Source organism: Bradyrhizobium sp. 141 (assembly GCF_023074055.1).
In the GTDB taxonomy this organism is placed as follows: domain Bacteria; phylum Pseudomonadota; class Alphaproteobacteria; order Rhizobiales; family Xanthobacteraceae; genus Bradyrhizobium.
In genome coordinates this window covers 50,057-74,405 of the sequence record NZ_JADPKR010000070.1, presented here as the reverse complement: position 1 = coordinate 74,405, position 24,349 = coordinate 50,057, and the positions used below count along the sequence as shown (strand labels likewise).

The following is a 24,349-nucleotide window of genomic DNA, read 5'->3' as shown; positions in this document are numbered from 1 at the left end:
ATCGACGGCCATCCCCATAGCCGCATCGAAGACCTCATGCCGTGGCGATTCCGCAAAACGTCAAGCCAGCCTCAATAGGGTTGCGGCTAAGCGCTTACTATACATCGGCGAAGGGTTATTGAAGGACGACCGGCCGTAACCGTCGCCGGCCTGCGCGCCAACTTATCCTCTGACCAGCTCCACAGAACGGGCGTCAGCTTTATTGCTGGGCCAAGGCCTGCCGAATTGACCTCGCAGCTAGCGATGGGCGCAATCATCGCGGCTCCTGAAGAACGAACTCCAGATCACATCAAACACTCCATTGCGCGCATCCGGTTTTTAGCCAAGCGCCGTGAAGCCGGCATCGGTGACGGCGGTACGAAATGAAGCAAGCAGCGTGCCGTTTGAAAACTGAAGGTTCTCCAGTCGCCTCATGTTGCGCGGGCGCGTCAGATTGGAAACAACGATATCTCGAACCTGACAATCGCGTCGTTAGCCTTGACCGTACACACCACGCGCATTTCAGAGGCGGAAGGGTGGGATCTGGCGCGTGCACCCAGTGTGCCGCTGCCGACGAGGCGCATATCGCCGGCCCCATTGCAGAAGATCATGTCCCTTGCGTAACTTGGAAAGGCGGCGCTTCCGCAAAAGCGGCCATCAGCGCTGCGCGGAAGAGCACTCCGAAAAAAAGCCCCGACCGAAGGTCGGGGCTGCTCGATCCGCCGCAAACGTGCTGAGATCGCTATTTTCCAACCACAGGAAACAGCTTGTAGTTAAGCCGAAGGGTTACCATATCGACAACCTGGTGAATGCGATCCGACCCGGCAGCGGGGAAGGTCACATTGCTCTCCGGCATGAACAGCTGATCATACTCAACGCCAACTGACCAGCTGGGGGCGAAGTTAACTTCCAGGCCAGCGCCTACGGCGCGCCCCAACGGACATTATCGCTTTTAGCAAGCTCGGCCCCAGTGACCGTCGAGTTGATCTGGTCTGTGTTGCTGGTCACCACAGCACCGCCCTTGGCCTAAAGCAGCACGGTTTTGAAAGCGTAGCCGATCTGGCCGGTGAGCAAGCCGAACGCATCCGTCTTGGTTCGATTGATGTTCGACGGGAAAGCGGTGCTGAGAGGCCCTTGCTCTGCTTGTTCAGGGCTTCGTGTTACGGGGGCATCTATGAAGTGCAATGCATGCTTTTTGGCCTGTTCGGCTAGAGTGAGGGTTGAAGCATGATAGGACGTGGTGCAGTCAAGTATCAAACTGTGTCGGGGCAAATGTGCAAATAGCCCATGTTGCCCAAGGCAGACTTCCTCGACCTCGCAACTTGAGGGCAGCGATAAAACGACGGCACTTACATGCCGGGCCAATTCAGAAAGTGCGGTGTGCTCATGAGCACCCATGCCAGCCAAGCGTTCCGCGCCAACACGGGTTCTGTTGACTTTGATATGCAGTTCAGTGCCATGACGCAAAAGACTGATTCCTGTGCCTGTTCCCATGCGCCCTGCGCCGATTAGGTCGATTCGTTGTCCGACTTTCCCAGGCGTTGCAGTTGACAGAGTTTCAGTCATGCTCTGCGTCGTTATGAGTTCTGAAAAAGGCCACGCTCCTGCAGAATGGGCAGCAGCTTATGATGGTCCTCGATGAGATAATCCGGCTGCGCCGCTTGCAGACGCGTCTCGGAAACGAATCCGCCCGTAATGGCTACGCTGATCAAGCCAAGTTCGCGTGCAATATCCGTTTCGACCGGCATGTCCCCGACGATGAAAGTTGAGCTGGGGTCCAGATTGTATGCTCGCATATACAGACGAAGCCGCTCTCCTTTGCTTATGCCTTTGTATTGAGTAGCGCGGCTTTCAAACGCCAGAACCTCCGCGACACAATCTTCGATTCCATGTCTTCGTAATTGGGTAATAAGGGGATCGACTATATGGTTACTGACAATAATGCTAGAAACGTCTTGTTGACGTGCCGTTTCCAAAATGCAACGCGCGCCTTCGCGCAGATCGGCTTTGCTCGCCAGCGGTTCGTAGGTGTCGTGAAAAATAGCGTTGTCATGGCTATCCACCGTTTCGATTTCACTCTCCGACATTCCTAGATTGCGGAAAAAAACCGAAAGTGGAACATCGAAATGATCCCGAAAAGTGTGCATGTCGATGGCAGCCCGGCCGAAGCGGCCCAAAATGGTGTTCGTCGTTTGTAGCAAGGCGTCGGCGTCGTCGAGGAGAGTGCCGTTCCAGTCGAATACAAGAGCAGGTTTCATCATGGCCTCATGCTGCAGACGTTTTCGTTGAGGTGAGATCGGCGATCAATCTATTCAAATTCTCGTCTGCGCGTTTTTGCCCGCCAGGGGTCGGCATCTCGAACGTAAACGCAGAAAAATCGATTCCCTCATGTCCCCGCGGCAGCAAGGAAAGCAGATCTTCAAAGGGCAAATACGTGATGGTAGCAGCGTTGATCGATAGAGCAATTTTGCGTTCGATCACCCGGAGCGTTTGCGGCGCGATCCTGCAGTGCTTTCCTATGTTCATCAGCGTTGACCAGAGCCCCGTTCAAACAAACCGTCAAACGACGGCAGGAGGTTTTATGATTGTCAAAGGGCTGGAAGTCGGCGTCACTCTTCTCTCTGTGAGAGGGAGCGCGAACGTGTGCTATAGCTCCATGCGGTCTGAAATGCGCGTCCTGCTCAGTGAAATCAACACCTGCTAGTTTGCCTGCTGGCCGGCATGACTTTGTATGTTGAAACCGTTCTTCATGCATAAACGCGGCAACTCCGAACCCCTCCTGTCCACGGTTTTCAAGCTTCGGCACCATGTGCTTGAGCTGATCGTAAACCGTCCTTTGTGAGCAGCTTGAAGGCAACAGAAATGCGCCTGCAACACCGGACATGCTATGTCTCCTTGACCGACGATTATGGATGTCGCCCGTTGCGTGTTGTTGTTTTCCACCCTGTCCGGTTGCAGACATCCAATGTCTGGAACCGACACCGAGCGGAGGTAATCCGTCGGCTCGCGCGAAGCACATGGTTTTGCGCCTCAGCAAGCAAGGCTCGTACCAAGTCCTCTTTCGCGCGCGTGAGGCTTCGCCGAGATTGGCAAACGAAGAGTGTGATTCGAAAAAGCCGCCCTGATCCGGCTTCCGGACTTCCGAGAACGCGGCCGCCAAAAGTCAGCTTTGGCGGGCACGGTGCCTGATGGGGGCTATCCCGCGGTGCTCCGCCTAGAAGCCGCAGCAAAGAGCGTTACGCGACTGTTGCCGCGGCGGGAATGTCTCTGTCCAATCCTCAAGCGGCCATTCCCAACCGTACGCTGAAGGACGAAGACGTTCAGTGAACCGGACGCCCCACCGAGGGACCATCGGGCCTGTTTGCTGATTGAATTCGTGCGCGGTCCGATCTCCTTGATGTCACGGAGCGAACAGCGCTGTCCGCCGTTGGTTGCGGCTTTGAAGGGGTAGACGCTTCGTGACGGCATCGATGCGCAAAGTGAGGGCTATTGAAGCGTCACATAAATGAGGAGGCGTTTGTGAACGAAGCTCGCACGATTGGGCTAGATTTCACAGAATGTAGTTTCAGGCACATGGCGCAGACGCGAGCGACGTCGGCAAGGAGACCGTATCATGTTTTGATGCCCCCAATGTTTGTTTTCAGCCGTGTCGTCTTGAAGACGTTCATGTCCGGCCCCTGACATCAGCGCGTAAAATGTTTCCGCGCGCGCTCGCAAAGCACATGGTGTTGTTGTCTTGCAGCAAGACTAGCATAGCGTTTTTCGGCATGTGGATTGCAACGACGGTGAAGGACGCATTTCAAGAGCAGCGATCTCTCGCCGTCACCACTCAAGAGTTCAGATGAGCTATCTATTCTATCAAGCAAATCCGTCATTCTTCGAACGTTGGCGGCGCTACGCAGCACAATGGATGGCACCGCGCGATCGGCCATATTGCCGACACGGTGGAAATCTCGAAATCATCCAGGATCTCAAGGCCAGCGCGGCAGGTAATCGCAGATCAGGTGGCGACAAGCGGCCGTTCCGACGGCCAGGGGGCGTCATGTGGACTACCGAAATGCAGAAGCGCCCGCAGATCAACTTGTTCGCGCAAGAGCGAGGCAAAGCGCCCGGCTAGGATATTTGATGAGCTCAACGCAAAGCAATTCGTAAACGCCACGCCTGTATCGGGCAACCAGGCGTCCTGTGGATCTGGAAACGCGGAGCGTTCGCGGCGAGACGAGACGACATGATTCGCAAGGCTGGAAGATCGCCGTTGCAAACCGCCGCGGACCGGAAGTCCTAAGGGCGGTTCCGGTCGTGCACAAATGGCCCGTTGGCTCGATACCGGCACTGAGGTTGTCGCCGGAGTGCTCGGGCTGTTTCATTTCTATAGGAGAGATGGCCACCTTCTACACGTTGCCCTGCGAAGTCATCGCGCGTCCGGCCGCTTAATCAAACGAATCCAGATATCAAGGACGTGCTATGGCATTTAAAATTGCGACCTATCTCGATCGGATTGGCCTTGCTCAAGTCCCGACAACGCTTGATGGCCTTCTTGCGCTCCAGCAGGCTCAAATGCGTGCGATCCCCTATGAGAACATTGATGTTCTGCTGGGCGATATCCCCGATCTGACTGAAAATTCGATCTGTGCCAAACTGATCGATGCCCGGCGAGGCGGCTATTGCTTTGAATTGAACAAGTTGTTTGGCTTGGCGCTCGAAGCACTCGAGTTCACGGTCCGGCCCATTCTTTGCAGGGTGCGCATGGGGGCTCCGGAAGGTGGCCCACGCACACATCAGGCATTGATCGTGACCATAGAGGGCTGCGACTGGCTTGCCGATGCCGGCTTTCCCGGTCCGGCACCGATTGCACCGCTACGAATCGATACGAAGGAGCAGCAAATAGTTGGCCATGACGTGTTTCGTCTGCGGGCCGACCCGGCCAGTGGAGAGCTCGTGCTTGAACGCAAGAACGAAGATGAATGGTTCGCTCTTTTCGGTATCGACCGAGCCGTCGCCCTGCCACCAGATTTCGAGGGCGCCAACTTCATCTGCGCACGCTGGGACCGTATGCCCTTTCCATCCGTCCTCATGATGAGTGTGCTGACATCCGAGGGGCGTGCAACCTTGCTTAACAAGAAGCTCAAATTGACTCGCAGCCAATTTAGGGAAAGACAAACACTCGAAACGAAGATCGAACTGCAGCAGGTCTTGGCCAATGTCTTCGGGCTCCGACTGCCTCAGTACACCGTTGATTCCTTATGGGAAAAGCTTGGGTCGCGCGGACTTGTATAGGAAAGAAAGTGATCAAGCATTGCCAGCGCGACGATGGCTTGTGCGACCACGCGTTCGTCAAACGCCTGCACCCGCGAAACTTGCGCAGACGCATCGCTAATCGGCTGTGTAGCAGTCGTGCCCTACCAGTTCTTTGCCAAGGTCGGCAAATAGTTCGTCGAAGCCATCTATCTTCAACAGACGGAAAGTTGTGCCGAGCCTCCGTGCGAACGACTCGGCACAAGGACGCAGCGTTTCGCCATCACGTATGCACCCTTATATGTATGCCGTGAGGAAAATCGAGCCACCCTTTCCTTGTTCTGTGCAAAGATGCCTTCCATGATCGATGGCTCGGCTCCGCGATAGCCGATGAGAATAATCGGCGCGCCGTCGAGCACTGGCCTGAGCAGTGATACGAGGTTGGTATCGGGAACGCCGACTTCGCCGGCGGCGTTCTTGTCCGGAATATTGCTCAGCGCGTCCGTGCAAACAGACGAGCTGACATTTATTGAAGACGTTGAACTGGTCGTAATTACCGGGGGGCGGTTGACTTCGTGAACCATCACGGATGTGAGGCTGCCGCGCCTTCAGAGCGTCAGACAGAGACGAATCGAAATTCGTTGTTAGGATAGTGCCGACCAATCCCCGCATCACAAAAACTGAAAGGACCTGGTAGCCGCTGCTGATGTCGTTGTGCGGCCTTATCAGGTGCCTGGAGCAGGGGCGCAACGGATCGAGACTGCTTGCCCGGTTGGTACGAATCTCCTTGTGACCAGCGCGCACCATTCGTTCCGAAGAACCTATGATCGGGGTTGCGGCTGCCCACACTTTCCATTTTCACGGGCCGCTTGCCGCGATTTAAGGGTTTAATCTCCGCATGGATGCGGCGATTATCCTCCCATTTGCGGCGAATAGGGCCCCATCACCGCATGAGGTGCGGCGATTAGGACCTACATCCATGAACCGGGAGGGGTGGCCGGAGTTCCGCTGGGATCACAAGGTCCTGGACTGTTGGCGGACGTGCGGCACAGGCAGGTTCGGGCGCATGCAGGGGCTTGGCTTCGGGCCGCGCAGCGAGGCCATGGTCCAGAGCTGACTGAGGACGTGCTGAAGTCCAGCGAGATCGAAGGTGGAATCCTTGGTTGCGATCAGGTGCGTTCGTCGATCGCCCGGCGGCTCGGCATGGATATCGGCGGGCTGGTTCCGGCGGATCGCGACGTCGAGGGCGTCGTCGAGATGATGCTCGACGCGACGCAGAAGTATGCCGACGGTCCTAACCGACGAGCGGCTGTTTGGTTGGCATGCGGCGCTCTTCCCGAGAGGGCGCAGCGACAAGATCACGGTCGGCGCATGCACGACGACAAGGCGGGACCGATGCAGGTGATCTCAAGCCCAGTCAGGCGCGAGCGTGTGCATTACGAAGCGCCCGAAGGCTGGCCGCGTGCCGCAGGACATGAAAGCGTTCCTCGCGTGGTTCAACGCGCAGGAAGACATCGATCCCGTGCTCAAGGCGGGTGTTGCGCATCTGTGGTTTGTAGCTATTCACCCGTTCGAGGACGGCAACGGGCGTATCGCGAGCGCGATCGCAGACATGCAGCTCGCACGCTCGGAGCAGAGCCCGCAGCGCTTTTACGGCATGTCGGCGCAGACACGGCAGGAGCGCAAGGCGTATTACAAGGTTCTGGAGGCAAGCCAGAAAGACGATCTCGACATTACCGAGTGGCTACAGTGGTTTCTTGCGTGTCTTGGGCGCGCTGTTGACGGCGCAGAGCGAATTTCGCCGGTGTGCTGAAGAAGGCGCGCTTTTGGAGAAGCACCCCTCCAGTACGCTTAACGAGCGTCAGCGCGATATGCTCAATCGCTTGCTCGACGGGCCTGAAGGCAAGCTTACATCGTCCAAGTACGCGACCATCGAGAAATGTCCGCCGGATACGGCGCTGCGCGACATTACCGATCTTCTGGAACGCGGGATTTTAGTCAAGGATGAGGGGGAGGCCGCAGCACCAGCTATGCGCTGGCTGCGGCTGAGCGATAGATCGCAATGAATAAACTCATCAAGCTTGCTCTGAACAAATACCTACCAATTCCAACTTCTCTCAAAGCCTGCCGTCGAATGCCGCCATTGAGGAGATTTCGGTCGATATGGCGGCACTGTTTCACCACTATTACCTGGACGCGCGCGGGCATGCCCCGCCCGATCCCGACCCGGCGCATTTCGAGCATCTGAGCTTTTTCTGTGCCGATCCCGCCCTTCGCCTCAAGGGCGACGGGATTGGCGCGTCGCCGCGCGCGATGACGGACTGTGCAAACAAAAGGAGTTTGAAGCGGGCGAGCTCAGCGAGAGCTTCAATGACGCCGCGGAATTGGGGTGGGGCGAAAGCCGCGCGGGAGACGATGATGAGAGCTATGTGCCCGACTAGGCCCACGATGATGACGGCGATGATGACGCGCCTAAATTCCGCACGAGATCGTGGCTACAGACCACAATCGAGATGAAGACCCATACAGAAAGTATAAGAATCATCCGCAGAGGCGGAGCTAAACGTCATTTTGAAATGTGAAACATGACGGCACTAATCGATAATCCGGTTCAGCAGCTAGGAGACGATGAGCAGAAGATGACCGGACGCAGGACGGCTTTTATGTTTGATGATTTGATCGAGACGCTGAAAAGTCTTCAGGGGATGAAGGTCTCGGTGCCTGCCGCTGTTCAGGCGGACAAAGATGGCTACATCGATCGCCAGTATCCGGCGACAGAATGCGAGTTCCTCTTCAAGGTTCATTAGGATGACTGGTTCACATTGTGCGGAATGAGGCGGTCTGGTGCCCGTTTTGCGGCCATGAAGGAACCCAATAAATGGTGGACCCATGAGCAGGTCGAAAAGGCAAAGAAAGCTGCATTCGCGGAGGTGAAGCGTCGCGTTAAGCAGGCAATGCGAACTGACGCTGAACGCTGGAACCGCGGGCGGCCACGTGACTCGTTCATATCGATGACGCTGAAGGTCGATGCCAAGCCCAAGGAAATTGTGCTTCCTGCGGCCATCAGCGACATGCAGCTCAGGATTTCCTGCTCCCAATGTGCCTGCCGCTATGCCGTAATCGGCTCGGCCTATTTTTGCGCGGCTTGCAGTCACAACGCAGCCGAGCATGTATTTGCCCAATCTCTCGCGAGCGAGAGCGCCGTGCGCGATGTGTGACGCTGGTCCAACAATTGGCCGCAGGCCTCGCGGCCGATACCGCAGGACGCACCCGTAGTAGGCCTGCTATTTTAATGAACGCAGGCGCTGCATAGCGGCCACCTTCACAGACTGATGAATTACTTCGGGAAAACCTTCCGGCAGTTCACGTTCGATTTTGCCGAGCGCAGCCTCCGTGTTAGCGGCTATCGCTTCGATTGTCTCTTGTACGAGTTTCTTCGGTACGCCCGCCGCTTCGCCAGTTTGCAGGAAATGCCGACCCTGCACCTCGGCGATCCTGTAGTGGTTGTTCGTCCCCAGCGACATTGCGAGCTTCATTTGCTTGCGCTGGATTTGGCCCGTGTCGAGGCTGGGCTGCGCCGTGAGCACGTCATAGAGCGGTGTCAGACGATAGCGGCCGCCCGGTGTGATGAAGATGCTAAAGTTTTTCGCGTGGCCATCGGTTGCGCCGATCAGCCAAAAGAAAATCTGTGCCTTCAGCAGGATCGCCTGATCCTCAGAGGGGATATCGCTGCCTTTGAGCAGATCAAGAAGCTTCACCATGCCGGGGCCGCCATCGCTCTGGTACTTGCGCGTCGGCGGGACCGACAGCGCCTGACAGCAATCCTCTTGCGGAAGGCGGAGCAGACGGCCATCCCTCGTCCACCGCCGGTCGAAGCGCTCGATCACGAGTGCTGTTGTCTCGCCGAAAGTGGCAATCTCGGGATGGTTCACCGGCAGGCCGAAGGCGGCGGCAAGTTTCAAGCAGTAATATTCATTCTCGACGCTGTTCGAGAGGTCGATGCCGTTGGGCAGCTTCCCTATCTGCGTCTTGAAAATATGGGTCGTCGGCGTTGTGCCGTGCGGCTTGAACCATTTGCCGCTGTGGTGCAGTAGCGCCGTCTTCTCCTGCGCGCCCGCCACGGAAATCCGGAAATCATCATCGCGCGTAAGTCCGAGCGGGGCCTCGGCAAGCCCTTTGAGGAGCTTTTCAATAGCTTCGTCGTTGACGGCGTCGCCGGAAAGGGCGTGACCATCGCCATGGCGATCATCATGATGATCATCATGATGATCATCATCGTCAGCGACGAACTGCAGAGCGCCGACGCAGTCCCTGCCGATGGCCGCGAGCAGGCTATAGGCGTCGGTCCCGGCAGCGCCAACCGTTTGCGCCACTCGGCGGCGTAGCGCGTCGGAATCGGGGAGGAGGTTGTCGAAGACAGCCGTGACGGTTTCGCCGCGGAAGGGATCCTCGCGCAACGGCAGCGAAAGCGAGACGGGAAGGGCATGCTCCCACCCGAGCCAATCAGCCTCGTACCGGAATTCAATAGCGCCGGTTGCCGCTTTGGTGAGGCGGCCGACAAGGCGGTTGTTGAGGAGCACACGCAGCGGCACATGGCGAGGGCGGCGGGCCATCAGAAGATATCCTCGATGTCCGCCGGACTGGCCTTGCCACGGGCCACAATCCGGAATTCAAGGTCGAGGGCGGCCAGCACGGCGAGGATGGTCTCCAGCCTTGCCGCCGGGTTGCCGGTCTCCATCAGGGAAATGGTCTCCTGCCGCACCCCCGCCTGATCGGCGAGCTGCGTCTGGCTGAGGTCGCGCTTTTTGCGGGCACGGCGTACCAGATTGCCTATCTGTTGCGGTGTCCTTGCGAGGTCGGTCATAGCTCACCCTTCGGCCCCATTATGAGCTAGCTCCGATAAAATTGTAATATCGGTTTTGGCGCATAAAACAATATTATGCGTCAGATCGCATAAACAAAGGTTATCGGACATGGCGCATAGCTGACCGGCAGGCTGCCGTCGGGCTCGCCGACGGCGCTTCAGCTGGCGGGCGTGGGACGGCCAGGGCAAGAAGCCTAATGATCATATGGGAAGAAAAAAATTGTCCCACCCACGTATGGTCCGGCCGTGCGTTGCAAGAAGATTTCGCCGAGCTGGCGGTGAGCGGTCTTGCATCAATGTATCCGGCCTCTGATTGGAGCGTGTTGTGCTCCGGGCCATCATGGATATCAGCGCGCGTGCGTTCTCATTAGCGGACAGGCCTCGATTGGACCATTTGGGTCACCAGTGTTCGCATGCGCTCGGAAGACCGAACCTCCATCTCGCCTCATCCTCTCGCAGACCTCGGCTGGAAACTTTGATAGGGTTACGTCATCGCGGGCTCCTCATATCGCTCAGTTCCTTTGTTCGAGCCAAGGGCCGTTCCTTCGTCCCGGCCCACAGAACGTCGATCGCGTCGCGCGCAGGGGCGGTCAAGGCCGGCCGTCGCGCTTGGCTTGCGGCTGGCTCCGGCGTTGCCAGGCTGCGCCTTGACCGCCCCGAGCACGGCGCGAGGATCAAGCGGGTCGGACGTCTGCATCGTCGCTCCTCGTCAGCTCGAAGGCGCGTCCCTTGGCCAGCACCGCCCAGGCGATGCGGGCAAGCTTGTTGGCGAGCGCGATCGCCAGCACGTTGTGGTGCAACCGCCTCTTGGCGGCCTCGATCCAGGATTTGAGCCCGTAACGTTCCCAGTTCTTTATCCTGACCAGCACAACCCATGCCGCCTGCACGAACAGAACGCGCAGGTAGCGATTGCCGCGCCTGGAGATTTTGCCGAGGATCGTGCGGTCTCCCGTCGAGATCTGCTTGGGCACCAGTCCGAGCCAGGCGCCGAAGTCGCGGCCTTTGGAGAATACGTCTCCAGTGCCGATCGCGGCCACCATGGCGCTCGAAATGATCGGCCCGATGCCAGGCACCGTCATCAGGCGCGAACATGCCTGATCTTGACGGGCCAGGGCTTCGATCTCGCCGGATAGGCCATCGATGCGCTGATCCAGCCGGCGCCAGTCGCCTGCCAACTCCTCGAAGACACGCAACATGCGTGGCGACAGGACATCGGCGCGCGTCGCAAGGATGGTGGGCATTCGGTGAGGCGCTTCTCGTTCAGCCGGAGGCCGAAGTGTTTTATGCCGACCTCAACGCTACGTTCCAGCGAATTTCTGGCTCCCTGGACCCCAACCATTTTGGTGCACCGGACATGGCGAATTCCGCTGGGGGCCAAATCCTCTGTGGCGTGGAGGAGGACAAGACAACGCGAAAGTCGAAGGGACTAGATCAAGGGATTTCCGATCCCAAGATCACGCGCGAATGGATACAGCAAGTGGTTGAACAGTCGGGTTCACCCACGCATTGACGGCGTCAGTATCACGCAGATTGTCCTTCCTTCAGGGGCCTATGTCTTTGTAATTGAAGCGCCAGCAACTCAGGCCGGACCACACCAGGCCCGACGATAAAATACTATAAGCGCTTTGACGATTTCTGCACGCCAATGAAGGACTATGAGATCAAGGACGTATAATGCGCCCGTGGTGAGCAGCCGGCCTTAACCGTGCATTTGCATCGAAGGATTTATTTGGAGGCGATAGCCTCGTTATTCCGATCAAAGCCGTTCTTTTGAACAGGAGCTCTACTTCTGCAATTTACGGGTCGCGCCGCATCTTTTTTGATCGTCGTTTAGGGTAGTTGATGGAGGACCATTTCAACCGAGCGGAGAGATTTCGCTTGGGCAAGAAGATGTGGTCGCCGCTCCCCCGAACGATTTTCCAATCTTTCGCGAAACGCCCCGAACCCCATTGAAATCAAAATCGCTACGTCTTTGCAGAGGGACACCGACTTATTTCAGTGCAGCCCACGTGGTCGCTTGTATAGGGGCTCAACTTCAGTGGTGAGGGAAACTGCCAGCGTCAATTGGCCGGACTAATTGGCTTCGATCACACTCGCGAAAGTTTTTCAGAAATTTCTCGGAGGTATAACCTTCAGCCCGACAAATTCTTCTGGCGCTGAAGGTGTAGTGAGCGCGACTTCCTTCCCCGCCGTAAAAATGAAGAGGATGCTTCGCTAGCCGGCCAAGGCGGACGCCGGCTGAGTGGCGTTGAATGGCGCGATGCCTGGGGCGCGGCCTCAATCGTGATCGCGCGCCCAAAGCATCGCGCGTTCGCGTATCCGCAAGAACAGTTGAGTTCGGTCGAAGACACGATTCGTGTTAGGCGCGTGTTCAATGGCGGCCGGCACCGGGCCTGGACTTCTCGATCCCCATGTGGGCCTATAATCGCCGTCCCACGCCGGGTGGACGTCGAGAGAGATTTTCGACCATCCCGCCGAAACCTACGGGATGTAGGCGTTAAGCAACCGGATGAGACGTGGGGCTGGGCTTCGTCCGCCTTGAGACCTGAGCCGTGGTAAGGCGGCATCAGCATGAGAAGGTTTGCGCCTCGTTCGGCCGCATAGCGTGCGCGCTCCACCGCGATACGAGTGCTGAAATGGCTGCATGTCACCATGACCGGTTTGCGGCCCGCCACATATGATAGGCAGAGCTGCAACTAGCAATCTGCGTTCCTCATCAGACATAGGAACTGCTCGGAATAGTTAGCCAGGATGCAAATTCCGTCGACCTTCTGATCGATCATGCAATCCAAAACGCGCCGCTGCCCCTCAAGGTCGAGATCTCCAGAGACGGTGAATGGCGTTGGCGCAACCGCCCCTTTAAAGCTCAAGCAGAGATCACACAGCGTGCTTTTGGCCTCTCTGTGATCCGAGATCGTACTCAGGAGGCCGGCCAAGCGCCCTACGAAACCTCAGATGGTGAGTGGTCATTTGTCGCGCGCCTTCAATCGGCAAGAAGGACGATAGGCATTTTTGTCCTCGCCGACTTAGAAAGCTCAAACAAGGAAGGATGACTGCGCTCCCTTCAAGGATTGTCTCAGTTCATTTCAGGATCTTAGTGCGGCATGCAGGCGAGCTTTTTCCAGCCGCTGCCTGACTCCGTTTAGGCAGCTAGCCAATCTGGCGAACTCTTGAATACCGAGATCTCCGACAACAAACTGATCAAGTTCTTGCTGCTGGGCCGCGATGCTCGCAAGACGCTTGCGAGCGTGATCTGTTAACGATAGGTGTACGAAACGGGCATCCTTAGTGCAAGGCTTGCGCCGCACCAACCGTTTTTCTTCGAGCTGCTTCGAATGCATCGTGATGAAAGATGAACCAACCTCCATCAATTTTGCAACCATGTTGACCGGAACACCGTCTCCCCGTTCCAAGTCGGTGAGCGCCATTAAGATCATCATTTGCGGTCCGGTAATGTCGAGCGCATTCGCCTGGTACTGACGAAGGTCGTCCAGACACACATTGAGAGATCTGATTTCCCACATAAATCGCCTGAGTACATCCTGATTTTCGGCAGAGCTTTTTCCGAGCCGTGTTGTTGGCCTAGGCAATTTCGGCGCCATCGGATTTCAGGAGCTCCTTCCTTGAACTGTTCGCGCTAGCAGAGTTTTAACAGAGAGGAATAATGTTTGGCTGACCGAATCGACCCGGCAAGTGCGGGATGTTAGATCGACAAGTTGCATCCCGCGAGCTCGCTCCCGGTGCAAATCTGCAGAAGATCCGCCGCTGTGCCTCGCAACTTCACACAACCATTGTGCTGAAATCCGTCAAAAATTTCTCCTTGAACGCACAATTTGAGCGTGACGCCCAGTTCTCAGGCACATTAAATCGCCACGTCGCGCTGGCTCAAGTCTCAACGCACCAAGAGCTCACTAGCACAGGACGAGCGAAGGGGACGCGCCGTACTCAATGTTTGATCGAGGCGCGCCCGAACCCCGCGAAATTGCAGCTTGAGAGCGAGGCCGCCGCTCCAGAGCCACCGAAGTCTATGCTGACTACTGGCGATGCGCTCGACCCGCGAGACGATCTCCGGCCATCGGCGCGAAGTAACTCTGCAGCTTGGCTGCGATGTCAGCCTTCGAAGCGGGCGCAAGATCAGAGGTCTCGACAGCCTTGGCGAAGTCGTTCGCGCTCTCTTGGAAGGCCTCGATGTAGCTCTGGTCTCGACGGAGCATGAAATTCTTCTCGTGACGGCGCATCATGAGCATTCCGCTCGCGAGCATGGGATTTTGGAACTCCTTCAGTCGAGCTTCTATGGCGTGGACGGATGCGCGAAGCGGACCGCTGAGTCCGAGTTTCTCGTTCAGCCCCAGCTTGATTTCGGCTTGCTGATGTCGGGAAATTCTTCCGGTAGACGCCCCGTAACCAGATCACCGTTCCGGACTTTGCGGGTAATTCCTTTTTCAACACGCTTGGCAATTTTGTGTCCAATCCCAGGGCGGGACTGCTGTTTGTCGACTTTGTCATCGGCGATGTCCTAGTGCTGCAGGGGACGATCGAGTTGCTCTGGAATGATCCATCGATTCAGGGCTTCAAGGATGCCGAACGCGCCTGGCGGCTTCATGTCACAGCTGCCCGGAGAGTGCGGGCTGCGGCGATCCCTCTCATCGGAGAGGTGGTCGAATATTCTCCGAGGGCGCTCACCACGGGAGCTTGGCCGAGAGGTGAGCGTTCCCAGTGACCCAATGGAGCTGAGGAGAGCGAGCATGACAACCTCGAGCCGCCGATGGAGATCGACAGGGCAAATCTGAGTCCGGTCCGACGATTCTAGGGCGATATTCACGGATTGATCGGCCGAATTCACCTCTCTGGCGGCGATTGCAAGAGTTCACCATTTGAGGACCACGCCAACTGGCGGGTTGAGAAGGCCGTGGAGCTGCCACGGCCTTCCATTTGGAGAAGATCAGGACATCGTCGGCATCACGAACTCGGCGCCTGCCCGGATGCCGGTCGGCCAACGGGTCGTGATCGTTTTCAGCTTGGTATAGAAGCGAACGCCCTCGGGGCCATGCATGTGATGGTCGCCGAACAGAGAGGCTTTCCATCCACCGAACGAATGGAATGCCATCGGCACCGGGATCGGTACGTTGATGCCCACCATGCCGACCTGGATCTGATGCGCGAACTCACGCGCCGCGTCGCCGTCCCTAGTGAAGATTGCAGTGCCGTTGCCGAACTCGTGCTGGTTAATCATGTCGGCCGCATCGTCATAGGACTTGGCCCGAGCTACCACGAGCACCGGTCCGAAGATCTCTTCGCGATAGATCTTCATGTCCGTGGTCACGCCATCAAACAGGCTGCCGCCGATGAAGTAGCCCTTCTCGTAGCCCTGGCGATGGAAATCGCGCCCGTCCACAATCAGCTTCGCGCCTTCGTCAACGCCGGCGTCAATATAGCCTCGGACCTTGTCGAGGTGCTGCTTCGTCACCAGCGGGCCCATCTCGGCATCGGGGTCGGTACCGGGACCAATGTTAAGCGCGCGGACCTTGGGCGCCAGCTTTTCGATCAGACGGTCGGCGGTCGTGTCTCCGATCGGAACGGCTACCGAGATTGCCATGCAGCGCTCGCCGGCGGAGCCATAAGCCGCGCCCATGAGAGCGTCGACCGCCTGGTCCATGTCGGCGTCAGGCATCACGATCATGTGGTTCTTGGCGCCGCCCAGCGCCTGGCAGCGCTTGCCGTGGCTGGTCGCCGTCTCATAGATGTATCGCGCAATCGGCGTCGAGCCGACGAAGCTGACCGCGACGATGTCGGGATCGGTTAGAATGGCATCCACCGCTTCCTTGTCGCCATGCACGACGTTGAACACGCCGTCGGGCAGCCCGGCCTCCTTCAGCCACTGCGCAAGCACGAGCGAGGCCGAGGGATCGCGCTCCGAGGGCTTGAGGATAAACGTATTGCCGCAGGCCAGCGCAACCGGGAACATCCACATCGGGACCATCGCCGGAAAATTGAATGGCGTGATGCCAGCAACCACCCCGAGCGGCTGACGCAGCGAATGGCTGTCGACACGGGTGCCGACATTCTCGCTAATCTCTCCCTTGAGCAGTTGCGGCGCGCCGGTCGCGAACTCCACCACCTCCATGCCGCGTTGGATCTCGCCCTTCGCGTCCGAGAGCACCTTGCCGTGTTCGGCGGTGATCACTTGGGCAAGTTCATCGATTCGATCCTCCATGATCCGCAGGAAACGATTGAGAATACGCGCACGCCGCAGTGGCGGTGTGTTCGCCCAGGCCGGAAAGGCCTTGCGGGCCGCCGCGGCGGCCGACCTCACGTCTTGCGCCGTGGCAAGTCCGAGCGTTGCCGATTGCTCGCCGGTCGCGGGATTGTAAACCGGCGCGGTGCGAGGGCCCCGGTTCGGCACCAACTCGCCATTGATGAAGTTCAGAATAGTCACGGGCATTGGCTGCTCTCCCTAACATGATGCTTGATCGAGCCAGATATGCAGCGCATAAAAATGCGGCATCAACGGCCGAATTCGCGGCTCCGTTGTGCAGAAAGTGTAGTCAATGGATTGGGAGCGCGTTCGGATATTCCTGGAGGTGGCGCGTGCCGGCCAGATTCTGAAGGCCTCGAAAAGCCTACGACTGAACCATGCAACGGTCGCCCGGCAACTGACCGCGCTGGAGAGTGGCTTGAATGCCAAACTGCTCGAACGACACACTACAGGCTGCACGCTGACGGCGGCGGGCGAGGCGCTTGTCGCGGCTGCCGAGCGCGCAGAGAGCGAATTCCTCAAAGTGGGATCGAGCATTGGAGGCGCCGCCGAGGCCCTCACCGGAACGGTGCGCGTGGGGGCGCCGGACGGGCTTGGCAACTACTTCCTGGCCGATCGGCTGGGCGCGCTGGCAGCGAAGCACCCGGGCCTTGTCATTCAACTCGTGCCGCTTCCGCGTACATTCTCACTGTCAAGGCGCGAGGCTGACGTTGCGATCACGCTGGACCGGCCCAAGCAGGGCAAGCTGATCCTGTCCAAGCTCACCGACTACACGCTCAGTGTCTATGCTGCTGATGCCTATCTGGCGCGCGAGGGTCCCATCAAGACGCAGGCCGATCTTGCCGGCCGCCTGTTCGTCACCCAGGTCGAGGATTTCGTCTACAGCAGGGCATTGGACTATGCCTCAGTGCTCGGCCGGCTCATGTCGCGACGCTATGAATGCGGCAGCGTCGTTGCGCAGATGGAGGCTGTTCGCGGTGGACACGGCGTCGGAATCCTTCATGATTACGTGGCCCAGCGCTATCCCGAATTGCGGCGTCTGCTTCCCGACATCCGTTTCGTGCGGAATTACTGGCTAACGTCACATCCCGATACGCACGAAACGCGGCGCGTTGCGGAAGTGCATCGCTTCATCGTGGCATCAGTCAAGGCGGCGAGGTCGTCTTTCGAGGCTGCTTGAGCGCCACTGCCGGTTGCTCGGGCGGGGCTGTTTGGATTGTTCCCGATCCGGCGCATTCCATGAACGCCCGCAGCGCGGAGGACACGAATGCGTCCTTGCGATGAACGAAAACCGTGGTGGCCCTGCCGGTCCCGTTCGGCAGCGAATGCAGGTGGATCAAGCCCTGTCGTTCGGCAGAATCAGCGACGACGCGCGGCACCAACGACAGCCCGACCGAAGCCGCCACACAACCGATGATTCCGTCGAGCGTTCCCATTTCCATCCAGCGCAGGTCGACGAAACCACGATGCGCAAGATATTCCGACAGACGCTGTCGATAGGAGCAACCGGCGCGAAACACGATCACCTTCCGGCCGCTTCCCGAAGTCAGGAATTTGCTGAGGTGTTGGGGGGACGTCACCATCGGCGGCGTGATCAGCACCAGCTCCTCCTCCACGATCGGTGTGCAGGTCAGTTCACCGTGCGTGACCGGTGCAGAGACAAAAGCTCCATCAAGCTTCCGAGACAATACGCAGTCGACCAGCGCTGCGGTCGGGCCCGTCTCGATTTGGACGTCAACATCGGGATAAGCGATGCCGTAATGGGTGAGCAACGGTGGTAGGCGTAACGCCGCCGTCGTCTCCATCGAGCCAATGCGCAGCTCGCCGCCCGGCCACGCCTCGTCCTTCACTGCGCAATGCGCCTCGGCCAACAGATCGCTGATGCGCTTGGCGTAAGGAAGCAGCCTGTTGCCCATGGAGGTGAGCGTGACGCCTTTCTTGGATCGATCAAAAAGTCGGACGCCGAGCTGGTTCTCCAGCGCTCTAACTCGCTGGGTCACGTTCGATTGGACGGTGTGGAGATCGTGGGCGGCGCGGCCGATTCCGCCGGCCATGGCGACCGCGGAAAAGAAATTCAGATCCGTGCTGTCCATATGGTCATCTCCCGGAATGATGACCCTGATCAATAATAATCACTTTTATGTTGTCAATAGCTATTCTAGCTTCCCAGCATCCAAGACGGGAATGAGCCTAGGAGAGGAAGAGACATGGCTATCAAGACGAGATTGACCGAATTTTTTGGGCTCGAGCACCCGATTGTGCTGGCGCCGATGGATCCGGCCTCCGGCGGCGAGCTGGCCTCCGCGGTTTCCGCGGCAGGTGCTCTGGGCCTTCTTGGCGGCGGTTATGCCAACCGCGCCTGGTTCGAAGAACAGTCCGCAAAGGTGAGCCGCCCGGACGTCGGCTGTGGATTCATCACCTGGGCGCTGGCGAATGATCCGGGTCTGCTCGATCTCGCTCTGGAGCGGCACAAGAAAGCGATCATGCTGTCGTTTTCGGATCCTGCGCCATATGCCCCGAAAGTGAAGCAGGCCGGCATCCCGCTGATCTGTCAGGTGCATACGCTCGAGCATGCCCAGCGGGCGATCGATGTCGGCGCGGACGTTATCATCGCACAAGGTACGGAGGCCGGCGGCCACGGACTCACGGCGCGCTCGACGATGCCGTTCGTTCCTGCAGTCGCCGATATGATCGCGCAACGAGCGCCGCGCGTTCTCCTTCTTGCCGCCGGAGGCATTGCTGACGGGCGCGGTCTCGCCGCCGCGCTAATGCTAGGTGCCGACGGTGCTTTGATCGGATCGCGGTTTTGGGCCACGCAAGAATCGGTCATTCATCGCAACGCCAAGGAAAAGGTGCTGGCAGCCACCGGCGATGAAACGATCCGGACGCGTGTCTACGACGTTGTCCGCAAGAAGGCTTGGCCCTCGGAGTACACTGGGCGCCTGATGAAGAACGGCTTCATCGAAAGGTGGCATGGCCGGGAAGACGAGCTGCGCACACTGCAAGAAGCCGAGCTGCAGCGCGTCGAGAAGGCGTGGGCCTCCGGCGACTACGATACCGCCAATGTCACGGTCGGAGAAGCAATCGGCCTCATCAACGACATTCCAACCGCCGGTGAGCTGGTGAAGCGCATTTCAGCAGAAGCAAGCGCATGTCTTGCGCGCTACGCGCCGACGCGAAATTCTATTGCGGCCTAACGGGTCCGCAACTTTCAACGTATTGCCGGGTGGAAAAGGCGCGTGCGCTGCGGCGCACGCGCCCGGGAAAACACGTGCCTAACAAGGCCGAAGGAGAGATATGATGAGCGAACCTAAAGCGGACGTCCCGAACCAGGGAATCTGGACGGTGGTGCTTGCCTCGAGTGCGGGCACGATTATCGAGTGGTATGACTTCTATCTCTATGGAAGCCTTGCCGTGTTCTTTTCGACCCTTTTCTATCCCGCCAATGATCCCACCGCCGCCGTCCTGATCAGTGTTGCAACCTTTGCGACCGGATTTGTCATCCGGCCGTTCGGTGCCATCCTGTTCGGCAGTCTTGGCGACCGATTGGGACGCAAGCACACGTTTCTGCTGACACTTATCTTAATGGGAATTTCGACAACCGCGGTCGGTCTTTTGCCGACATATGAAAATATCGGCTTCGCTGCACCTGTCGCGCTGGTCGTGCTCCGTTTGGTACAGGGCTTGGCCATCGGCGGCGAGTACGGTGGCGCTGCCATCTATGTGGCTGAGCATGCACCGGCTAACCGTCGAGGCTTCTTCACTAGCTTCATCCAGACCACCGCCACCTTGGGCTTCTTTGTTGCGATTCTGGTCGTGCTGACGTGTCGGCTATCGCTCGGGGAGGACGCTTTCCGTGCTCGGGGCTGGCGTATCCCGTTCTTGCTATCTGCAATTCTCGTCGTGATTTCGATCTATCTTCGGCTCAAGCTGAGCGAGTCGCCGGTTTTCGAGCAGATACGTCAGGCCGGCAAGGTCTCGCGCGCGCCGGTTCGCGAAAGTTTCGGCACGAGACAAGGATTGGGTTATGCGCTCTATGCTCTCTTCGGCGCGACGGCGGGTCTGGGATGCGTGTGGTACACCGGGCAATTCTACGCGCTGTATTTCCTGCAGAGCGTTCTCAAGGTGGACTTCCTGACGGCGAATGTCTGCGTCGCCGTTGCTCTAGCCATTGGCACGCCCCTAATTGTCGTGAGCGGGGCCTTGTCAGACCGCATCGGACGCCGCCCGCTGATCGTCACCGGACTGCTGCTCGCCGCCGCGCTCTACGTCCCCATCTACATGGGGATTGCAAGCGCCACGGCTGCGCACAATTACGTGGTCGTCACGGCGCTTATCCTGGCGCAACTCATCTTCGTAGCGCTGGTCTACGGGCCGAATGCCGCATTTCTCGTCGAGCTCTTTCCGGCGCGGCTGCGATATACTTCGCTGTCGCTTCCCTATCACATCGGCACCGGGATATTCGGCGGCTTCGTTCCGCTGATCAGCCTCTCGCTCGTCAGCTACACCGGCAACATCTACGCCGGCCTGATCTATCCGATCGCGATCGCACTCATGACCGCGGCGGTTAATGTCCTCTGCCTGCCGAAGTCTGTCGCGGTCGACCTTTCCAATGAATTCGGCAGGACACCGGCAGCCAGCCGCCAGATCGCATGAGCCGCGAAGCCGCCAACCGCCATCTAGGTGTTCGTGCAATACCCTTTGCACGAACACCCGGCGGGAATCTGCCGTGAAGATGGTATGAAGGAGTAATTCGAAGTCTGCGACGAGCCCCTGGCTGTCCTGACTGCGAAGATTACCTCCCTCGACTTGTCGCAGATGTCCTGCGACCCAGTCACCTTGTTGCCGATTGCAACGGGGTGTTTTTTTGCGGTCCGCATCTGCTTCGTCGAAGGCAGCCCGATGCTCAAAGCAGCAGCAATCTGTCTCGCTCGTAGGCGATCAACGCCGATGCACCTGCTCGTGCTCCGTTGCGCACGCCCGTTTGCGAAGATTCGCACTGTCTCGCCTGTCCGGGATGGATACAGTTTTGTGAGCGAGGGAGGGCATTGCCAATGAAGCTGATAACCAAATTGTTGCTGCTGACATGCGGCGCGCTGGTCGCGGTGGCGACCGGAACAGTTCCGCTCTTGGCCAAGGAGACCGTAAAGCTTGCGTTTATTGGACCATTGTCGGGCGGGAATTCAGCTCCCGGGATCGGGGGCCGCAACTCCACGCAATTGGCCGTGCAATTGAGAAACGCCGATCCCTCGGCAAAGTACACTTTCGAGCTCGTCACCTTCGACGACGAATGCAAGCCGAATATCGGCATCCAGGTCGCAACCAAGGCTGCATCGGATCGTAGCATCATCGCCGGTGTGACCCACTATTGCTCGGCCGTAGGCATCGCGACGGTTGATACCTATGCCCGGTTCGGATTGCCGGTCGTGGTGTGGGGCGCCATCCTGCCCGAGATCACCTATGGCAACGACTACCACGAAATTCATCGCGTCAACGGGACGATGATCAATGAAGGCAAGCTCGCAGCGGAGTTCCTCACCAAGCAGGGGTTCCTGAAATACGTTGTCGTTCACGACACCACCGACTACGGCAAGGGACAGAACAAATATTTTAGCGACTATCTCAAGTTGGCCGGCGGCGAGATCGTCGCGACTTTTCCGGTCAGCCCGGATCAGCAGGACTTCACGGCTGAGCTCACCAAGATCAAGGAGCTCAAGCCGGACCTGATCATGGTGGGCGGCCTGACGCCGCTCGGCGTCCGATTGCGGGCTCAAATGGATCGGGTCGGTGTCACCGTCCAGCTTGCGGGCGTCTCCGGCATCATGAACGCGGGCTTCCTGGAAGGCGCAGGTGCCGCGGCGGAAGGAACGATTTCCTTCCACAACGGCGCTCCCATCAGCAAATATGAGCAGGGCCAAGCGTTTCTCGACGCATACGCCAAGGCGGGCTTTCGCGAGGACCCGGACGCCTATGGCCCCTTCGCCTACTCCGCCGCCAATCTGATCATGGATGCGATCGAGAAGGTTGGCCCCGACCGGGCCAAGGTCAAGGACCTGCTCAATACGACCAAGGCATACAAGTCGCTGGTCGGCGAGATCAATTTCGACGACCACAGGCAGAACATTCTGAGGGCCAACGTCTATGTCGCCCAGGATGGTAAATGGGTCTACTGGCCGGATAGCGAATATTCCGCCGGCAAACGAAAACTCCGCCTTAACTGACCAAGACGTCATGCGTCGCCCTAGCGCGCGGAGACATTGATGGACCTCGGAATCGTAGCGCAGCAGGTATTCAACGGCCTCATGCTGGGCGTGATCTACTCAATGATCGCCGTTGGATTTTCGCTGTTCTTTGGGGTGCTCAACGTCATCAAGTTCTCGCACGGTGACGTCGTGACGCTGGGAAGTTTCTCAGCCTTGGGAGCCGCCGGCCTTTCGGGAGCTCTCTTTGCGCTGCCTCCTGCGCTGGCCTTGCTCGCCGGTTTGTCGGCTGCAGTCGGCGCCGGGGCGCTCGCGGGCATCGTGATCGGGAGGGTTCTTGTGATCCCCTTGCGCGGCGCCCCCAGCATCAATGTGCTGCTCGCGACCCTGATGGCCGGCACCGTGCTGCGCGAGGCCATCCGGCTTGGCGTGCCCAACGGCGGCAACCCGAAGCCGTTTCCGGCTTTGTTGCCGAGCGGCATGATCAAGGCCGGCTCCTTCAGTGTGGGTATCGACAGTGTGATCATCGTGTGCGCCGGACTGCTGCTGGTGGTGGGAACGCATCTGTTGGTGACCCGCACCCGGTTCGGGCTCTCGATCCGCGCCGTGGCCCAGGATGACGAGGTTGCACGCCTTGCAGGCATCGACCAGCAGCGCGTGGTGCTGGGGACCTTCACATTGGGATCGGGGATCGCCGCTTTTGCCGGCTGCATGCTCGGGCTGTATTACCGCGAGATCAGCTTCAACATTGGCGTTCTGCTCGGCATCATCGGATTCGCCTCGGCCGTGGTGGGCGGTCTTGGAAGCCTGATGGGGGCCGATTATCGGGGGATTTCTATTCGCCGGCGTGCAGACGCTGGTCGTGGTGGCGATGCCGATCTCGAGCGCTTATCGCGATGTCGTGGCCTTTGCCGTCATCATCATCCTGATTGCGTTGTTCCCGACAGGAATGATTGCAGAACAGCGCAGCGACCGGGTGTGACATGAGCAGCCTTTCAAGCCCGGCTCCCTCGCTCTCCGTTCCGCGGATTCGTCGTCATCCGCGCGCCCTCGTCGCAGCCGTGGTGGCGCTTCTGTTTTCCGGCGGCGGCCTGATGATGCACGCCGAATCCCAGCCCGTAGTTCTCGCCTTGCTCGCGGCCTTCATTCTGGCGTTTGGAGTGGCGGATCGAACGCAGATCGGCCGCGAGATCGCCGCCACCTGCGGTGACTATCGAGGCGTTGCCAATGGCATGGCATTGCTGTGTGCGTTGATCCTGATCGGCCTGTTTCACGCCGATCACTACGCGCTTCTGATGCTAGCAACCGTCGCAATCTTCTCGACTGCCTGCATCGCGCTCAACTTGCAGCTCGCATTCGCCGGCATCGCCAACTTCGCAGGCGCGGCCTTCTTCGTCATAGGATCATATACGGCCGCCGTAGTGAGTGCATACACCACCGTTCCGCGCGCATTTGCGCCGTTGATCGGCGTGACAACGGTGGCCTCACCGATCGTCTTGTCGTCGCCTTTGCGGGTGATGCGGCCAATGAACTGCAGCGTGACGGCCAAGGACTTGTGCGTATCGTGCAAGGCCGCAATCTTCAGGTTTGGAAGGTCAACGCCTTCGCCCAGCATGTCGACGCAGACGACGATCCTGGTCCCGTTTACGCCCCGGTCGTAGAGCTGCGCCATCGACTTTGCGTTCCCCGTCTTGCGGCCAGGGCCCGAATAGACCAGCACGGGCTTCATTTCCGGTGCGAGCTTGCGGTAATGCTTCCACACCTCCTCAGCGCGTTCCTTGGTCCGGGTCCGCGCCATCAGCAGGTGGTCCAGGC

Annotated in this window: 26 protein-coding genes and 1 pseudogene; 13 read left to right on the top strand and 14 right to left on the bottom strand. The window is 58.6% G+C overall.

All coding sequences use genetic code 11. From position 1 onward, the window contains the following. Nucleotides 1-243 precede the first annotated feature (243 nt). Nucleotides 244-366, top strand: a complete 123-nt coding sequence (locus tag IVA81_RS40500) for a hypothetical protein (RefSeq protein ID WP_256469355.1) — start codon at nt 244-246, stop codon at nt 364-366. A gap of 639 nt (nt 367-1,005) precedes the next feature. On the opposite strand, the gene IVA81_RS19590 is transcribed toward IVA81_RS40500, so the two are convergent. From IVA81_RS19590 to IVA81_RS19580, 3 genes are all read right to left on the bottom strand, one after another. Beyond that, nucleotides 1,006-1,545 carry an NAD(P)-binding domain-containing protein gene (locus IVA81_RS19590; protein ID WP_247321023.1) on the bottom strand — a complete coding sequence of 180 codons (540 nt, stop codon included), beginning with the start codon at nt 1,543-1,545 and terminating at the stop codon, nt 1,006-1,008. A gap of 11 nt (nt 1,546-1,556) precedes the next feature. Beyond that, nucleotides 1,557-2,240 carry an HAD hydrolase-like protein gene (locus tag IVA81_RS19585; RefSeq protein WP_247321021.1) on the bottom strand — a complete coding sequence of 228 codons (684 nt, stop codon included), beginning with the start codon at nt 2,238-2,240 and terminating at the stop codon, nt 1,557-1,559. A 158-nt stretch (nt 2,241-2,398) separates the two neighbouring features. Further along, nucleotides 2,399-2,863, bottom strand: a complete 465-nt coding sequence (locus IVA81_RS19580; RefSeq protein WP_247321019.1) for a hypothetical protein — start codon at nt 2,861-2,863, stop codon at nt 2,399-2,401. Nucleotides 2,864-3,820: 957 nt separating this feature from the next. On the opposite strand from IVA81_RS19580, the gene IVA81_RS19575 reads away from it, so the two are divergent. Beyond that, the gene (locus tag IVA81_RS19575) at nt 3,821-4,096 is read left to right on the top strand and encodes a hypothetical protein (protein ID WP_247321017.1); all 276 of its coding nucleotides are present in this window, start codon (nt 3,821-3,823) and stop codon (nt 4,094-4,096) included. Between the two features lie 347 nt (nt 4,097-4,443). Further along, complete coding sequence (locus IVA81_RS19570) at nt 4,444-5,256, top strand: arylamine N-acetyltransferase (RefSeq protein WP_247321014.1); 813 nt, start codon at nt 4,444-4,446, stop codon at nt 5,254-5,256. A 173-nt stretch (nt 5,257-5,429) separates the two neighbouring features. Here the strand turns inward: IVA81_RS19570 and IVA81_RS19565 are convergent, their stop codons facing one another. Further along, nucleotides 5,430-5,801: a hypothetical protein gene (locus tag IVA81_RS19565; RefSeq protein WP_247321011.1), complete on the bottom strand. Its 372-nt coding sequence runs from the start codon at nt 5,799-5,801 to the stop codon at nt 5,430-5,432. Between the two features lie 427 nt (nt 5,802-6,228). Beyond that, nucleotides 6,229-6,570: a hypothetical protein gene (locus tag IVA81_RS19560; protein ID WP_247321009.1), complete on the bottom strand. Its 342-nt coding sequence runs from the start codon at nt 6,568-6,570 to the stop codon at nt 6,229-6,231. A gap of 106 nt (nt 6,571-6,676) precedes the next feature. Between IVA81_RS19560 and IVA81_RS19555 the strand changes: the two genes are divergently transcribed. The 4 genes from IVA81_RS19555 to IVA81_RS19540 all read left to right on the top strand — a co-directional run bounded on the left by IVA81_RS19555 (nt 6,677) and on the right by IVA81_RS19540 (nt 8,432). Continuing rightward, nucleotides 6,677-7,027, top strand: a complete 351-nt coding sequence (locus IVA81_RS19555) for a Fic family protein (protein ID WP_247321007.1) — start codon at nt 6,677-6,679, stop codon at nt 7,025-7,027. Beyond that, nucleotides 6,993-7,280 (top strand): hypothetical protein, encoded by a 288-nt coding sequence (locus IVA81_RS19550; protein ID WP_247321006.1) that lies wholly within the window; start codon nt 6,993-6,995, stop codon nt 7,278-7,280. The genes IVA81_RS19555 and IVA81_RS19550 overlap by 35 nt, the downstream gene beginning before the upstream one ends. A gap of 519 nt (nt 7,281-7,799) precedes the next feature. Beyond that, nucleotides 7,800-8,021 (top strand): hypothetical protein, encoded by a 222-nt coding sequence (locus tag IVA81_RS19545; RefSeq protein WP_247321004.1) that lies wholly within the window; start codon nt 7,800-7,802, stop codon nt 8,019-8,021. Between the two features lie 54 nt (nt 8,022-8,075). Continuing rightward, on the top strand, nt 8,076-8,432 hold the full coding sequence (locus IVA81_RS19540) for a hypothetical protein (RefSeq protein ID WP_247321002.1): 357 nt from the start codon (nt 8,076-8,078) through the stop codon (nt 8,430-8,432). Nucleotides 8,433-8,498: 66 nt separating this feature from the next. On the opposite strand, the gene IVA81_RS19535 is transcribed toward IVA81_RS19540, so the two are convergent. The 3 genes and pseudogenes from IVA81_RS19535 to IVA81_RS19525 all read right to left on the bottom strand — a co-directional run. Further along, on the bottom strand, nt 8,499-9,827 hold the full coding sequence (locus IVA81_RS19535) for a type II toxin-antitoxin system HipA family toxin (protein WP_247321000.1): 1,329 nt from the start codon (nt 9,825-9,827) through the stop codon (nt 8,499-8,501). Continuing rightward, a complete protein-coding gene (locus IVA81_RS19530) occupies nt 9,827-10,078 on the bottom strand; it encodes a helix-turn-helix domain-containing protein (RefSeq protein WP_247320998.1) in 252 nt (83 codons plus the stop codon). The genes IVA81_RS19535 and IVA81_RS19530 overlap by 1 nt, the downstream gene beginning before the upstream one ends. 674 nt (nt 10,079-10,752) lie before the next feature. Further along, a pseudogene (locus tag IVA81_RS19525) lies at nt 10,753-11,319 on the bottom strand (IS110 family transposase); the annotation flags it as partial. Between the two features lie 35 nt (nt 11,320-11,354). On the opposite strand from IVA81_RS19525, the gene IVA81_RS19520 reads away from it, so the two are divergent. Beyond that, the gene (locus tag IVA81_RS19520) at nt 11,355-11,588 is read left to right on the top strand and encodes an ATP-binding protein (protein ID WP_247320996.1); all 234 of its coding nucleotides are present in this window, start codon (nt 11,355-11,357) and stop codon (nt 11,586-11,588) included. Nucleotides 11,589-13,164: 1,576 nt separating this feature from the next. On the opposite strand, the gene IVA81_RS19515 is transcribed toward IVA81_RS19520, so the two are convergent. The 3 genes from IVA81_RS19515 to IVA81_RS19505 all read right to left on the bottom strand — a co-directional run bounded on the left by IVA81_RS19515 (nt 13,165) and on the right by IVA81_RS19505 (nt 16,520). Then, nucleotides 13,165-13,680 carry a MarR family transcriptional regulator gene (locus tag IVA81_RS19515; RefSeq protein ID WP_247320994.1) on the bottom strand — a complete coding sequence of 172 codons (516 nt, stop codon included), beginning with the start codon at nt 13,678-13,680 and terminating at the stop codon, nt 13,165-13,167. A 432-nt stretch (nt 13,681-14,112) separates the two neighbouring features. Then, entirely contained in the window at nt 14,113-14,292 is a 180-nt protein-coding gene (locus tag IVA81_RS19510) for a hypothetical protein (protein ID WP_247320993.1), read from the bottom strand. A 728-nt stretch (nt 14,293-15,020) separates the two neighbouring features. Next, nucleotides 15,021-16,520 (bottom strand): CoA-acylating methylmalonate-semialdehyde dehydrogenase, encoded by a 1,500-nt coding sequence (locus IVA81_RS19505; protein WP_247320991.1) that lies wholly within the window; start codon nt 16,518-16,520, stop codon nt 15,021-15,023. 106 nt (nt 16,521-16,626) lie between these two features. On the opposite strand from IVA81_RS19505, the gene IVA81_RS19500 reads away from it, so the two are divergent. Continuing rightward, on the top strand, nt 16,627-17,514 hold the full coding sequence (locus IVA81_RS19500; protein WP_247320989.1) for a LysR family transcriptional regulator: 888 nt from the start codon (nt 16,627-16,629) through the stop codon (nt 17,512-17,514). Here IVA81_RS19500 and IVA81_RS19495 read toward each other — a convergent pair. After that, the gene (locus IVA81_RS19495) at nt 17,480-18,427 is read right to left on the bottom strand and encodes a LysR family transcriptional regulator (protein WP_247320987.1); all 948 of its coding nucleotides are present in this window, start codon (nt 18,425-18,427) and stop codon (nt 17,480-17,482) included. The genes IVA81_RS19500 and IVA81_RS19495 overlap by 35 nt on opposite strands. Before the next feature lie 114 nt (nt 18,428-18,541). Between IVA81_RS19495 and IVA81_RS19490 the strand changes: the two genes are divergently transcribed. The 4 genes from IVA81_RS19490 (at nt 18,542) to IVA81_RS19475 (ending at nt 23,521) form a co-directional block, all read left to right on the top strand. After that, nucleotides 18,542-19,531, top strand: coding sequence for a nitronate monooxygenase (locus IVA81_RS19490; RefSeq protein WP_247320984.1), 990 nt, complete (start codon nt 18,542-18,544; stop codon nt 19,529-19,531). A gap of 103 nt (nt 19,532-19,634) precedes the next feature. Beyond that, nucleotides 19,635-20,990: an MFS transporter gene (locus tag IVA81_RS19485; RefSeq protein WP_247320982.1), complete on the top strand. Its 1,356-nt coding sequence runs from the start codon at nt 19,635-19,637 to the stop codon at nt 20,988-20,990. A 398-nt stretch (nt 20,991-21,388) separates the two neighbouring features. Further along, complete coding sequence (locus IVA81_RS19480) at nt 21,389-22,555, top strand: branched-chain amino acid ABC transporter substrate-binding protein (protein ID WP_247320980.1); 1,167 nt, start codon at nt 21,389-21,391, stop codon at nt 22,553-22,555. Nucleotides 22,556-22,594: 39 nt separating this feature from the next. Beyond that, a complete protein-coding gene (locus IVA81_RS19475; protein WP_247320978.1) occupies nt 22,595-23,521 on the top strand; it encodes a branched-chain amino acid ABC transporter permease in 927 nt (308 codons plus the stop codon). A gap of 8 nt (nt 23,522-23,529) precedes the next feature. On the opposite strand, the gene IVA81_RS19470 is transcribed toward IVA81_RS19475, so the two are convergent. Both IVA81_RS19470 and IVA81_RS19465 read right to left on the bottom strand, forming a co-directional pair. After that, nucleotides 23,530-23,817, bottom strand: a complete 288-nt coding sequence (locus IVA81_RS19470) for a hypothetical protein (protein WP_247320976.1) — start codon at nt 23,815-23,817, stop codon at nt 23,530-23,532. Next, nucleotides 23,817-24,263 (bottom strand): helicase-related protein, encoded by a 447-nt coding sequence (locus tag IVA81_RS19465; protein WP_346659404.1) that lies wholly within the window; start codon nt 24,261-24,263, stop codon nt 23,817-23,819. Before IVA81_RS19465 ends, IVA81_RS19470 begins: the two co-directional genes overlap by 1 nt. Nucleotides 24,264-24,349 lie beyond the last annotated feature (86 nt).

Bases quoted from the DNA above. Each gene is read 5' to 3' on its own strand.
- IVA81_RS19540 (WP_247321002.1), top strand. From the start codon at position 8,076: ATGAAGGAACCCAATAAATGGTGGACCCATGAGCAGGTCGAAAAGGCA.
- IVA81_RS19505 (WP_247320991.1), bottom strand. From the start codon at position 16,520: ATGCCCGTGACTATTCTGAACTTCATCAATGGCGAGTTGGTGCCGAAC.
- IVA81_RS19490 (WP_247320984.1), top strand. From the start codon at position 18,542: ATGGCTATCAAGACGAGATTGACCGAATTTTTTGGGCTCGAGCACCCG.
- IVA81_RS19530 (WP_247320998.1), bottom strand. From the start codon at position 10,078: ATGACCGACCTCGCAAGGACACCGCAACAGATAGGCAATCTGGTACGC.
- IVA81_RS19495 (WP_247320987.1), bottom strand. From the start codon at position 18,427: ATGGACAGCACGGATCTGAATTTCTTTTCCGCGGTCGCCATGGCCGGC.
- IVA81_RS19465 (WP_346659404.1), bottom strand. From the start codon at position 24,263: ATGAAGCCCGTGCTGGTCTATTCGGGCCCTGGCCGCAAGACGGGGAAC.
- IVA81_RS19585 (WP_247321021.1), bottom strand. From the start codon at position 2,240: ATGATGAAACCTGCTCTTGTATTCGACTGGAACGGCACTCTCCTCGAC.
- IVA81_RS19570 (WP_247321014.1), top strand. From the start codon at position 4,444: ATGGCATTTAAAATTGCGACCTATCTCGATCGGATTGGCCTTGCTCAA.
- IVA81_RS19485 (WP_247320982.1), top strand. From the start codon at position 19,635: ATGAGCGAACCTAAAGCGGACGTCCCGAACCAGGGAATCTGGACGGTG.
- IVA81_RS19575 (WP_247321017.1), top strand. From the start codon at position 3,821: ATGAGCTATCTATTCTATCAAGCAAATCCGTCATTCTTCGAACGTTGG.
- IVA81_RS19500 (WP_247320989.1), top strand. From the start codon at position 16,627: ATGGATTGGGAGCGCGTTCGGATATTCCTGGAGGTGGCGCGTGCCGGC.
- IVA81_RS19480 (WP_247320980.1), top strand. From the start codon at position 21,389: ATGAAGCTGATAACCAAATTGTTGCTGCTGACATGCGGCGCGCTGGTC.
- IVA81_RS19535 (WP_247321000.1), bottom strand. From the start codon at position 9,827: ATGGCCCGCCGCCCTCGCCATGTGCCGCTGCGTGTGCTCCTCAACAAC.
- IVA81_RS19510 (WP_247320993.1), bottom strand. From the start codon at position 14,292: ATGCTCCGTCGAGACCAGAGCTACATCGAGGCCTTCCAAGAGAGCGCG.
- IVA81_RS19545 (WP_247321004.1), top strand. From the start codon at position 7,800: ATGACGGCACTAATCGATAATCCGGTTCAGCAGCTAGGAGACGATGAG.
- IVA81_RS19580 (WP_247321019.1), bottom strand. From the start codon at position 2,863: ATGTCCGGTGTTGCAGGCGCATTTCTGTTGCCTTCAAGCTGCTCACAA.
- IVA81_RS19515 (WP_247320994.1), bottom strand. From the start codon at position 13,680: ATGGCGCCGAAATTGCCTAGGCCAACAACACGGCTCGGAAAAAGCTCT.
- IVA81_RS19590 (WP_247321023.1), bottom strand. From the start codon at position 1,545: ATGACTGAAACTCTGTCAACTGCAACGCCTGGGAAAGTCGGACAACGA.
- IVA81_RS40500 (WP_256469355.1), top strand. From the start codon at position 244: ATGGGCGCAATCATCGCGGCTCCTGAAGAACGAACTCCAGATCACATC.
- IVA81_RS19475 (WP_247320978.1), top strand. From the start codon at position 22,595: ATGGACCTCGGAATCGTAGCGCAGCAGGTATTCAACGGCCTCATGCTG.